This window comes from uncultured Methanobrevibacter sp. (assembly GCF_900316895.1).
In the GTDB taxonomy this organism is placed as follows: domain Archaea; phylum Methanobacteriota; class Methanobacteria; order Methanobacteriales; family Methanobacteriaceae; genus Methanocatella.
In genome coordinates, this window is the sequence record NZ_ONER01000078.1 from 1 (window position 1) to 11219 (window position 11219).

General features: G+C 36.2%; 11 protein-coding genes, 3 tRNA genes, 1 other RNA gene and 1 pseudogene. 5 read left to right on the forward strand and 11 right to left on the reverse strand.

What is annotated here, in order from left to right; translation table 11 throughout:
- The coding region (locus QZN27_RS07880; RefSeq protein WP_296786079.1) for a right-handed parallel beta-helix repeat-containing protein at window positions 1-930 on the forward strand (930 nt) is incomplete at its 5' end.
- Window positions 931-1167: 237 nt separating this feature from the next.
- Here QZN27_RS07880 and QZN27_RS07885 read toward each other — a convergent pair.
- The 5 genes from QZN27_RS07885 to QZN27_RS07905 all read right to left on the reverse strand — a co-directional run bounded on the left by QZN27_RS07885 (window position 1168) and on the right by QZN27_RS07905 (window position 3418).
- Window positions 1168-1809: a site-2 protease family protein gene (locus tag QZN27_RS07885; RefSeq protein ID WP_296786082.1), complete on the reverse strand. Its 642-nt coding sequence runs from the start codon at window positions 1807-1809 to the stop codon at window positions 1168-1170.
- Between the two features lie 217 nt (window positions 1810-2026).
- Window positions 2027-2309: RNase P RNA component (rnpB, locus tag QZN27_RS07890), an RNA gene on the reverse strand.
- 20 nt (window positions 2310-2329) lie between these two features.
- Window positions 2330-2404: transfer RNA gene (locus QZN27_RS07895), tRNA-Met, on the reverse strand.
- Window positions 2405-2489: 85 nt separating this feature from the next.
- A complete protein-coding gene (locus tag QZN27_RS07900) occupies window positions 2490-3005 on the reverse strand; it encodes a hypothetical protein (protein ID WP_296786084.1) in 516 nt (171 codons plus the stop codon).
- Window positions 3006-3013: 8 nt separating this feature from the next.
- Window positions 3014-3418, reverse strand: coding sequence for a hypothetical protein (locus QZN27_RS07905; RefSeq protein ID WP_296786087.1), 405 nt, complete (start codon window positions 3416-3418; stop codon window positions 3014-3016).
- A gap of 98 nt (window positions 3419-3516) precedes the next feature.
- Between QZN27_RS07905 and map the strand changes: the two genes are divergently transcribed.
- A complete protein-coding gene (gene map / locus QZN27_RS07910) occupies window positions 3517-4434 on the forward strand; it encodes a type II methionyl aminopeptidase (protein WP_296786090.1) in 918 nt (305 codons plus the stop codon).
- Between the two features lie 31 nt (window positions 4435-4465).
- Here map and QZN27_RS07915 read toward each other — a convergent pair whose 3' ends face one another.
- The 5 genes and pseudogenes from QZN27_RS07915 to frhA form a co-directional block, all read right to left on the reverse strand.
- A complete protein-coding gene (locus tag QZN27_RS07915) occupies window positions 4466-5449 on the reverse strand; it encodes an Ig-like domain-containing protein (protein ID WP_296786093.1) in 984 nt (327 codons plus the stop codon).
- Window positions 5450-5565: 116 nt separating this feature from the next.
- Entirely contained in the window at window positions 5566-6417 is an 852-nt protein-coding gene (gene frhB, locus QZN27_RS07920; protein WP_296786108.1) for a coenzyme F420 hydrogenase subunit beta, read from the reverse strand.
- Window positions 6418-6428: 11 nt separating this feature from the next.
- Window positions 6429-7165: pseudogene (locus tag QZN27_RS07925) on the reverse strand (4Fe-4S binding protein).
- Window positions 7143-7715, reverse strand: a complete 573-nt coding sequence (locus QZN27_RS07930; protein ID WP_296786097.1) for a hydrogenase maturation protease — start codon at window positions 7713-7715, stop codon at window positions 7143-7145. The pseudogene QZN27_RS07925 and the gene QZN27_RS07930 overlap by 23 nt, the downstream one beginning before the upstream one ends.
- 19 nt (window positions 7716-7734) lie before the next feature.
- On the reverse strand, window positions 7735-8949 hold the full coding sequence (frhA, locus tag QZN27_RS07935; protein WP_296786100.1) for a coenzyme F420 hydrogenase subunit alpha: 1215 nt from the start codon (window positions 8947-8949) through the stop codon (window positions 7735-7737).
- A 157-nt stretch (window positions 8950-9106) separates the two neighbouring features.
- Here frhA and QZN27_RS07940 point away from each other — a divergent pair, with 157 nt between their 5' ends.
- The 3 genes from QZN27_RS07940 to QZN27_RS07950 all read left to right on the forward strand — a co-directional run bounded on the left by QZN27_RS07940 (window position 9107) and on the right by QZN27_RS07950 (window position 9913).
- Window positions 9107-9619, forward strand: a complete 513-nt coding sequence (locus QZN27_RS07940) for an endoglucanase (protein WP_296786103.1) — start codon at window positions 9107-9109, stop codon at window positions 9617-9619.
- 90 nt (window positions 9620-9709) lie between these two features.
- Window positions 9710-9783, forward strand: a tRNA-Arg gene (locus QZN27_RS07945).
- A gap of 56 nt (window positions 9784-9839) precedes the next feature.
- Window positions 9840-9913, forward strand: a tRNA-Arg gene (locus tag QZN27_RS07950).
- A 4-nt stretch (window positions 9914-9917) separates the two neighbouring features.
- On the opposite strand, the gene QZN27_RS07955 is transcribed toward QZN27_RS07950, so the two are convergent.
- The gene (locus tag QZN27_RS07955) at window positions 9918-11096 is read right to left on the reverse strand and encodes a TIGR00375 family protein (RefSeq protein ID WP_296786105.1); all 1179 of its coding nucleotides are present in this window, start codon (window positions 11094-11096) and stop codon (window positions 9918-9920) included.
- Window positions 11097-11219: the final 123 nt, after the last annotated feature.

Sequence of the window (11219 nt, forward strand, 5' to 3'; positions counted from 1 at the left end):
AAAAATTCTGTATTTAACAGAAATTCCGCAGGAGGAGACGCAGGTGCAGTATTTTCACTGACATTCAAAAAGAGTGCAGAATTCTATTACCAGTATTTTAATGGGGGCAATGCAACTGAAGATCAAAACCTTCTCTATACATTGATGCAGGCCGCTCTTGAACATGGAAAAGATACAATATCCAACTGTGTATTCACAAACAATAAAGCCAATGGCCATGGCGGAGGAGCAGTCTATGCGTTCTCTCACATCGACATTAACTCCTGCACATTCACATCAAACAAGGCAGGTGAAGATGGAGGTGCAGTATTTGGAAATAAGAATCTCTTCATAAGAAATTCAAAATTCAACTACAACACCGCATCAAAATATGGTGGTGCAGTCTACTTCAGATGCCATGCACTGACAGGCCATTATGAAAATGGAAAATGGGTTTCAGGAGTCACCTACTTCAATAACCTAATTGAATCCTCAACATTTCTAAAAAATGTTGCAAAGAACGGCGGAGCAATTTATGGATTTAAATCCAGTGCTTCAGATAAGCACGGTGCAAAAGCGGTTAAATGTACCTTTGAAGAAAACAAAGCACAAAAAGGCATAGACGTATATGGCGGAACCACATCACAATGTAAATTCGTCTACTACAAAGTAACATTGAAAAAAGTTACCGTGAAAAAATCCGCTAAAAAGCTTGTCTTAAAGGCTACCTTGAAGAAAGGCAAAAAAGTGGCAAAAGGCCAAAAAATCGTGTTTAAATTCAAAGGCAAAAAATACACTGCAAAAACCAATAAAAAGGGTATTGCCAAAGTAACTATTAAAAAATCTGTCCTTAAAAAGCTTAAAGTTGGCAAAAAAGTAAAATATACAGCCACCTACAAGGCATTTTCAGGAAAAGTTACCGCCAAAAAAACAGTTAAAGTCAAAAAGTAAATGTCCCTACATTTACTTTAATTATTTTTTCGATTTGAAATTGCCCATTGAATTATCAAATGTAGACCCCTTCAAAAAACATTTTACTAATTTTTATTTAATTTAAATGATCATATATTTACATAAATTGAATGCTTAGACTATAATTGAAAATTTGATTTGTTAAGTCTATATGCACCAGGACATGTGAATAGATTTTTAAAAAAAAATATATTCGAGATGCCAAAATGGGAAAAATTATCCCCCCATAAATAACAGGACCATCTTTTCAGGACCAATTGTTATAGATATCAACATCATGCTTGCGGAAATTGCAAATGCTGCAATCCAATATATGGCATTCCACTTCAAAACCTTAGTTCCATCCAAGGTATAGAAAGGAAGCAGGTTGAATGTGGCCAAAAAGCTGTTGACCGAGAATCCGACAGTACAAATTAAATATATCAAATGGAAAATATCTGAATGGACATTAAACGGATATACCAAGGCTGCAATTACTATGAATATTAATGCCAGTGCAATGTTAAACATTGGCCCTGCAATTGATATCCTGCCTTGGATTTCATCGGATATATCGTCCGCAAAGATGCGAGCTTCACCGGCGACTGAAATTACAATTCCAAAAAATGATGTGACAAATGCAATCAGCAACCCTATAGGCCATAATTTAAATTCAGACCTGTAACCATATTTCATAGCCACGAATTTGTGTCCAAACTCATGCAATATGGTTCCCAACCCAACACCAATCATGACAATTGGTAAAATAGAAATGAAAGCATTAACATCAAATCTGGTGTTTGATATTGCAAAACAAATTGAAAGTACAATAAATACGATTATTGATTCAATTAATTCCCTTTTTGTTAATTCAAACATAATATTAGATATATATTTTTAAATATAAAACTTTTTCTTACATTCAAAGCTCATATTTGCATAAATTAATAAATATTGTTCACGCATTATTAAATTATATTAGAGAATCACTTAATAAATCCGTAATAAAAGCAAATGAAACTATGACACTTATAATAATTCCATGAATATTTCATTTATCTTGAAAAATTTTAAAAAAAGAATAATTAATATTTTGGCATGTTAAGAGTAACCCACATTCTGTTTTATCAGCATTCATCTTAGCGAGCTACCTTGCCTACACAAGCGATTATCGGCAACTTTGCTCTTGCATCCTACGGAGTGGCCGTTTCACCGTTTCTTTTAATGTCCTCAATTAAATATCATCGTCTACCATTAAAAGCCGTGTCGTTTCTGCTCCAGAGTCATACTTCTCAGTATACGTTTTTCAACGCCGTAGTCTTGTTTGATGTGCGGAGTTTCCTTAGTTAAAAAATAACCAGCAGCTGTCTTTAACTTGCCAAAAAATATTAATTAAAATTAGCAGGGCCTAGATTTGAACTAGGGATCTCAGGGTTATGAGCCCTGCGGGTTCACCAGACTACCCCACCCTGCTATATGAAAATCAGTAACATTATTATTTAGGTTACTATTAATATATAAAGTTTTCGTAAAATCGAAAGAAATTAAAGAAAATAACATCAGTTATTTTCTAATGATTCGATTCTTTTATCCAAGTCATTTAACTTTTCTTCAGTGGATTTTTGGAATTCTTCAGAAGATTTCCTGAATTCAATGAAATCTTTTTCCAAACTATCTACATTAGCAGTAGTTTCTGAAAATTTAGCTTGAAGATCTTCCACATCCTCAGTTGTAGCTAAAGACCAGTCCTTAATTAATTCTTCGCTTTTAGCATCCAGAAATGCATCGATTTTGTTAGAAAAAGCATCAGTGTTTAAAGCGGACATGTCAATGTCGCTTAATTTAACTTTGATTCTTTTTCCCATAGAATCACCTTTTTCGGAAATTTTTTCTTTAGATAAATCCGCATAATCTGAAGAAGTGCTTAAAACCTCATTCATATGTGAATCAGCACTTGTTGGAACATAAGAACGTAATTTATCCATAGTTGCAGGACTATTCAATAAATAATAATAAACTAAAACTGCAATTGCAACGATTAGGATTATGACTGCAATCACTTCCATAGCTTCCATATTCTCACCTATTTCATTCCTTTAAGTTTCTTTTCTTTTTCTTCAATTTCTGTAAGCATTTTTTCAAGTTTTCTCTGTTCGGTTTCAGCTTCCAATCTTGCTAATCTTTCATTGATTTCAGAATGAAGGAAACCAACACGACTTCTTGCTTCAGTAGTAGATTGCCTAATTTCAGAAAGACGATCTTGCTGGTCTTGCGGTAATGGAATAGGATTATCCATTAATCTTTTAGATTCGATGTCTTTTTCAACCATGGACATTTTCTTAAGCTCAATTTCCTTTTCAAGAATTGCAATTGAATTTTTGGATTGAGCAATACTTCTCCATTGGAAAACAATGATAATTAATACAATAGCTATGATTACCAAAACAATTAATAAAAACATTTGGTTAGGTATTGTAGGAATATCCATTTTTTAACCTCCAATTAATATATAATGTATACTAATACATTAATATATAAACTTTATCAATTAAATATTTAATTGATTAACACAGAAGGTAAAAACTTATGATGGAATCTTATATACAATCAGGAAAAATCGCTTCCAAAATACGTGACGAAGCTTCAAAAATGATAAAAGAAGGAACATTGGTCATTGACCTGGTGGAATATGTAGAAAGCGAAATATTAAAATCCGGCGCTGAAATTGCATTTCCTTGCAACGTATCATTGAATGAAGTGGCTGCACATTATACCTCCCCGGCAGGAGATAAAACAACAATTCAGGCAGGAGATATGGTAAAATTGGATTTGGGAGCAATGGTTGACGGATACATTGCAGATACCGCCATTACAATAATAGCCGACGGAAACATTGACGAAAATTACACACAAGATGAGATTAATCTGCATGAAGAGATAGTTGAAGCATCCGAAGCAGGCCTTGAAGCTGCAATCGCAACTGCAAGAGCGGGGATTGAAGTCTCAAAGATCGGTGAAGCGGTCCATGAAGCAATTTCCGAATACAAATTAAACCCTATATTCAATTTAACAGGACATAGTCTGGAACAGAATAACCTGCATGCGGGAATTTCAATCCCAAATTATGACAATCATGACCACTACATTTTAGAGGAAGGCCAAGCGGTGGCAATCGAACCCTTTGCAACAAACGGAGAGGGAATCGTAAACGACGCCCCAGGACATTACATATTCTCATACCTGAAAAACAGGCCGTTCAGAATGAAAAGCACACAAAGAGTCCTGAAATATATTCAAAACAACCACAGGTTTGTTCCATTTTCAGGAAGATGGATTACAAATGAATTTGGCGAAAGAAAAGGAAGCATTGCCTTAAAGCAATTGTCAGAGGCAATGGCAGTTTATGCATATGCGCCGCTACGTGAAAAACAGGATTGCTTTGTAAGCCAAAAGGAACATACGCTAATTATTGAAAAAGAAGGCTGTACCGTTACAACCATTTAAAAAATTAAAGATGAAGAGAGCAATCTCTTCATTATGCATAATATTTGGAATATATTGAGTTTATTTTTGTTTTCTTGTAAGAGGTGACGACTTTATAGACACCGACCTTTTTAGGAGTTTTAAGATAGAACTTTGCTATTCCTTTCTTATTGGTTTTGGCTTTGTATGTCTTTTTGTTAAATTTAACTTTAATCACTTTGTTTTTATTGTTTTTACCCAATAATTTAACCTTATATTTAATTTTTGATTTAACTGCCTTATCTTTAAATGAAGTCAATGGTTTTATGACCTGTTTGACAGTAAGATAATTCTTTACAAAAAAGTTCTGGTATTTTGCCCCAATCTCATATATTCCTGGTGTTGAATGAATCTTGAATTGGGCATAACCGTTCTTATCTGTGTATCTGTACACTACCTTTTTTCCAATGGAAAACATGACTTTTTTACCTGCCTTTTCAGGTTGGCCATTATCATCAAAAACACGAACCTTATAAGTGTTCCCACCGTCATAATACATGTTGATGTTTTTATTGCCTTTTAAAACATCAAACACTTTGATATTATCGTAATTAATTCCTAGAGGATCAGTACAAAATGCCCCAATCTTATGATTACCGTTTTTAATAAAAACAGTCAGCAATGCAACACCATTGGAATCGGTAACTACTGAATAGTCAGCGGAATCATCCACTTCAAAATAAACTTCTTTGTTCTTTAATGGATTGCCGTCGGCATCATAAAATGTTGCCTGATATTCAATTGCCCCGTTATAACGTTTGGTAACTTTGCCCATCTTAATTGTCTGAACTGGTTCTTGGTAATTAGATGTATCCTGACTTATTATATCTCCAGAATCATCAGTCAATGTATCCTGTGGAGCATCCTGAAGTTCAACTAGATTGTCATCAACTTCAGATACCGCCTGAGTAACGTTTTCGTCAACCGCAAATGCAAAATTCACCGATAAGATAAATGCGACTGCAATCAAGAAAACAAGTAATCTATTAAATTTCATATTACACCTCACTGTTAGATATATCTAACAAAAATAGTATTTAAAGATTAATTTAAAAAAAGTATGCTTCAAGTGAGAAGTTGATTAAAAAAAATAAAAAAAAGAAAGAAGTGGAATTAGTATTCCACAGGAAGTGGTAATCCCATTTTTGCTCTTCTTTCACGTTCTTTGCCGTTTTTGTCCTTTTTACCTTTAGCTAATTTTTCAAGTAAGCCAAGACCAGGTTTTACGTCGTCCATTGGTTTTGTTTCAATTAAACCAGCGTCAACAGCAGCTTTGAAAATTGATTCACCGTCGTCGGTTCTGGTTAAAACAGTGGACCATCCGTCAGGAGATCCTACAGAACCGGTTGATACGTCAGCCCATTCACATACGTAATCCATACAGATGTTACATCCAGCTTGTTCGTATCCGTGGGTTTCTTTAATAGCTAAACCAGAGTCTTCGCCGTCTTTGGTTAACCAGAATTTACCTTTACCGATGTCCATTTTGGTAGCATCTTGTAAGGAGTCAAATCCTAATTTTGCAGTTGCGAAAGTATCAAGAGAAGCCATAGGGAAGTTTTCCATACAGTAGATACCTATGATTAATTTGATTTTATCAGCAACAAATCTTGCAAATGGGTAAGCTTGTGCTTTTCTTAAACCTTGGGTTTGACATGGAGTTGCTACAACACCGACTTTTTCTAAACCATATTGACGGGTAGCTTCTTTAACAGCGGATAAGGTTGGGGACATTGAGTATTTGGTACCTGCTGCTGCGATAACTTCATCAGCGGAAGTTACTACAGTAGGAATAGGTCTCCAATCTTCATCAGGAGTTCCAGCTACAACTGCACCTTCAATGATTCCTTCATCAATTGCGTAACAGAGTAATGCTGAAACAATTCCTCCGTCTTGTGATACATCAGTAATTTTGCTATCAGTAGCTCTTGCAGATAATGCTTCTTTATAAGTTCCTAATGGCATGTTCATTCCTCCTATAATCCAGTTTCCTCTTTAATTCTTTTTATAGGTAACCATGCTCTTGGACACATTGCATAACAAGATCCACATTTAATACATCTGTCTCTATCACAGCTAGGTCTACCTTCAGAAAAGCCCATAGCTCTTGTAGGACAAGCTAGAGCACAAGTTCCACATCCAGTACATAATCCGTTACGGATTACGTTGGTTAACACGTCACAGCCACATCCGGTGTTACAAGCAGCTTTATCAATAGCAGGTTGTAAGTATTCCATGTCTCCGTTACATAATGCAACAACTGTTTTTGCAATCATTTCAGGAGCTACAGGACAACCAGGAAGTGCACAGTCAACTTTAACTAAAGAACTGATTGGTGCGAAAGATTCGTGTTTAGGTTGTGCTTGTTGACCTCCACGTGCGAATCTCTTGCCATTAATAATTCTTGTACACTGTGTTCATCTTGTAAACATACGGATCCTTCAATTAAACATAAGTCCATTTCAGGCATTTCTTCAGCGTAAGTACCGTGAACCCATTTGTCTACTAAAGTTTGTCCGTAAACAATATCAATCATATCGGTTAATACGGTAGATAAAATGTCGTAGTTTTCGGTTAAAGACATTGCATCTCCAGTACAACCACTTAAGTGAATGTAACCAATACGTGGTTTAGCTGCAGCTTTTGTTTCTTCTGCAGGAGCAGCTTCAACAGGTTTTTCAGGAGCAGCTTCAACTTTTTCTTCTAATTTCATTTAAAATTAGATCAATAGTTTTAGGAACAGCCTTGATTACGGGTTCTGTTAAACCCAAATCCACATCCGGAGTCGGAATTAAAGCAGGTTTGCAACCTACAACAACCACTTCACATTTCTCAGATATTTTCTGAAGCGGTTCTTCAACAGTCATTCCATGAGGATTGTCATATTTTCCTATTTTCATTATATTCGGATCGAATACATCAACAGTTCCAGGTTCTGCATCAAATTCCACAACATCAATAACTATCAGTTTTTTCCAATCATATTCTTCATATAATGGGAAAAAGTTTGTTGGAGCTGCAGTTCCACCGTCAATGAACTGTATACTGTCTGGTAATGTTATTCCTTCAAATTTTTGCTGGATTTCAGCCAATATGTCCTTGTCGAATTCATCTTCAACATAAGCTGTGACAGCCGGGTCATAATAATCATTTTGGTCGTTGCAATATTTTTGCAACAAGTTTATGATGACCGGACCGAATCCATCATCTTTAAATAATACATTTCCGCATCCTATGACAATAATCTCCGAATCATAAGGCATTTAAATTTTCCTCCACTACTTAGATTCTCACCATTTCATTTTTGAGAATGGATTTGTCTTCATCGTCAACTACCATTACATGAGTAGCACAGGATAAACATGGATCGTAAGCTCTGATTACATGTGGACCTAACTCATGGTGGAATCCTTCGGTTGCAGGACCCATGGTTGGAATGTTCCAAGTAGTTGGTACAATAGCTGAGTAGAATTGGGTTTTGCCTTCTTTGACTTGAGCCATGTGTACGTCAGTTCCTCTAGGACCTTCAATAACACCAAATCCAAGTTCACCAGTTCCTCTCTTATCGTAAGATACGTTTGCAGGTGCTGCAGTATCAATTGCATCTAATGCTTCCATACAAGCGTCGTAATTTTTCAACATTTCTTGAGCACGAGCGAGATGTTGAGCGACTACACCTTTGTCTTTGAAGCCTGAGAATTTTTCCATCCTTGCTCTTGGACCAGTTTCGACATTGACGCCTTCCCATAATGGAATTACTGAACATGCTTTTGTACCGATTTCAGGGTCATCATACCATGCTTCAGGTAATACTTCTGAGAATTTGTCCATATCAAAGTCGTTGGTACCGTAAGTTGCATCCATAGCCATTAAAGGTTGGTTAACAACACCTAAATCTGCAGGTAAACCAGCTTCTTGAACACAGTTTGCAATAAATTCAACGTGTGCGTCAAGTATTGGTTTTAAGGCAGTCATTCTTTCGATTAATCTTTCTTTAGTAAATGGTGTAATGTTTCTTGCCATTCCTCCAACCCTAATATCGGATGGGTGGATACCTTCACCAGCAATCATGTCAACAACATATTGAACATGTTTTCTTACTTCACTTACGCTGTTAACTGCATCTGCGAATTTGTCTTCAGGGACAACGTCAGGTGCAACTAAGAAGTGGTGAATTGCTGCACTGTTAATTCCGTGTGCTGCTGCAACAGCTTTTCTTAACAATTTAGCTGCTTTAGGAATTTCGATACCTAAAGCCATGTCCATAGCTTCTGCTGATGCTAAAGTGTGTGGAATAGGACATACTCCACAGATTCTTTGACATAAAACAGGAGCGGTTTCAGGTGCTTTGTTAAGAACCATCTTTTCTAAACCCCTTACAGGAGTTATACTTAAATACATACCTTTTGTAACAATCCCTTCGTCGTCTACTTCCATGACGAGTTCGGCATGGCCCTCTTGACGAGTTGTAGGGGATATAACTACTCTATCTTTCAAATATGTCACCTCAATTATAAATTAGAAACTAACAATAAATTATATATGTAAATTATTATTTATAAGTGTCTTTAAAAATTACAAATCGAAATATATATAAAAGATGAAAAACTAATTTTACTTATTATAATTAAATACGTTGATAGGAGGGAAAAAATTGGATAAAGCAAATATAATCATTTCAATAATTATTGTATTATGTATCGCTGCAGCAGTTACTGCATACGGTATAACAAATACTGACAACCCAATATTCTCTAATTTATCTAGTATGGGCGCAAACAATAATGGAAATGGAATTGGAAATAATACCACTTTAAATCATTCTTCCGTAGCAACAACTGTTGGAAGTTCAGGTTCCGGATCTGATGGATCAGGCAGTGATTCATCTGGCAGCGATTCCTATTCAAGCAGTAGTTCATCAAGTGGTTCATCCTCATCAGATTCAAGTTCATCAAGCTCCAGTAGTGATAGTGGAAGTTCAAGCACACAAATGTCTTATTCCGATGCAAAAGCTATTGCAGCTGATGCCGTATTAGAAGATGGATGTTACGCTGGCGACGGTTATTATTCCGATGGAATTTGGTACTTCACCATCTATGATCAAGATGGAAATGCCGTAGATACCATTAGTGTTGATGATGCAACTGGAAGTACAGGAAGAGGATAAAATTTTATTTTAATCCTTTCTTTTTTTATTTTTAATATAATAGATAACTATATATAATAAGAAAAATAAAATTATTATTGCTATATGTAAGGGCCCGTAGCCTAGCTGGATAGGGCGTCGGACTTCTAATCCGAAGACCCCGGGTTCAAATCCCGGCGGGTCCGTCCTTATAAATTCTTTTTTTTAAAAAAAATTAATTTAGGAAACTTAATTATTTTTTGGGCTTGTAGCCTAGTCTGGAAGGGCGTAAGACTCCTAATCTTAAGATCGAGGGTTCAAATCCCTCCAAGTCCGTTTTTCAAAAATTGTCTAAAGTGACAACTTTAGGCTTTTTAACTTCTTTTTTAAACAATATCTGACCATATTGTCCGCCACCACCAGGAATAACCTCAATTGTATTATTTCTGAATGATTCTATGGCCAGTGCAACATTTTCATCAATTTTTTTGATATCATCCAACGCCACATCAATCAAAACATTGATTTCCGTATCAAAACTGTCAATCAGTTTCTGCCAGATTCCCTGAACGAACTTTGTGGTAACGCCCTTGTCATAAACAGAGGAAATGATTTCGGCCAAAGGCATCAAATGAACATATTTTGGTCTGAAATCGGGATGAACAGGTTTGTTGAAATCTGCGATTTCAGAGATTCTGAAGTCAACTCCCTTTTTGACAGTGCCCCCGCATGAACATTTCATCTTATTTTCACGGGCAACGAGAGGATCTATCAATTTATGGCACTTAGTACATGCGGTCATGTGATATTTCCCCAAATTGGGCACCAGACCATAATTAGCTTTAACATTCCTCATTTTAAAAGCCTTTTTGATTGAAGAATAGGAGATGTCTTCCACTTCTATCTGATTAAATTCACGACCCAATCTGTGAGGCCATGGAGAGTGTGCATCCGAGTTTGTCAAAAACACGAAATCCTTGAGTTCTGAAACGGTATCCGCCATTGAAGTATCTGCAGACAATCCCAACTCAACAAAATCCGGTGCCTTCTGGTAACAGTCATAAATGCTGTCATGTGACTTGTACATTCCGGTCCATGGTGTGAATGCATGTGCGGGACCAATCAGGCAATCATATTCATGAGCAAAATCCAACAGCTCCGCTCCTCCAAGCTTTGTTTTGGGTCTTCCATCAACATTCTTGTTTTTTGACGGCAATTTCTCTGACATCTCACGGGCAATGTCCAAATCGGGAATTATGATTAGATGATGGATTCTGTTTTTACCTTCAACTTCAGTTGTCAAAACAAAGTCCATATCGTCAGCCGTGTATATCCCATCACCCGAATAGGTTGTGCTTTCCTCAATTATGTCCAGCCACTTCGGATGAAAGCCATCACCGGTTCCCAGAAGCTGCAATCCCTTCAGTTTAGATTTGGGAGCGATATTTCTAATCACCATGTCCTTTGATGATGCCATTGAAAAACAGCTATGGACGTGAAAATCAGCATTTACTAACATGATTAACTGTTAGAAACTAGTATTATTTAATATTTTTTTAACATCAGAAAATGGATATTTTTCCTTTTTTGGCTTTAAGTCAACACCTACTTCCTCAACAGAATCCAGATTTTTTAAAAATCT